The 327-nt window shown below is 67.3% G+C and carries 1 protein-coding gene; it reads left to right on the top strand.

All coding sequences use genetic code 11. From position 1 onward, the window contains the following. On the top strand, positions 1-327 hold a 327-nt coding region (locus IG65_RS35565), incomplete at both ends, for a beta-ketoacyl synthase N-terminal-like domain-containing protein (RefSeq protein WP_036526721.1).

The raw sequence follows: 327 nt of genomic DNA, 5'->3' as shown, positions 1-327 counted from the left end.
TGCAAGTCGTTCGCGGATGCCGCGGATGGTGTGGGTTGGTCGGAGGGGGCGGGCATGCTGGTGTTGGAGCGGCTTTCGGATGCGCGTCGCAATGGGCACGAGGTTCTTGCGGTGCTGGCGGGTTCGGCGGTGAATCAGGATGGTGCGTCGAATGGTTTCTCCGCGCCGAATGGTCCCTCGCAGCGGCGGGTGATCCGGCAGGCGTTGGCCAATGCGGGGCTCTCGCCCGCCGAGGTCGACGCCGTGGAAGGCCACGGCACGGGGACGACGCTGGGTGATCCGATCGAGGCCCAAGCGTTGCTTGCCACGTATGGGCAGGATCGTGCT

Source organism: Nocardia sp. NRRL WC-3656 (assembly GCF_000720265.1).
Taxonomy (GTDB): domain Bacteria; phylum Actinomycetota; class Actinomycetes; order Mycobacteriales; family Mycobacteriaceae; genus Nocardia; species Nocardia nova.
Note: the sequence above shows the minus strand (reverse complement) of the source record. Positions and strands in the feature narration are given on the sequence as shown.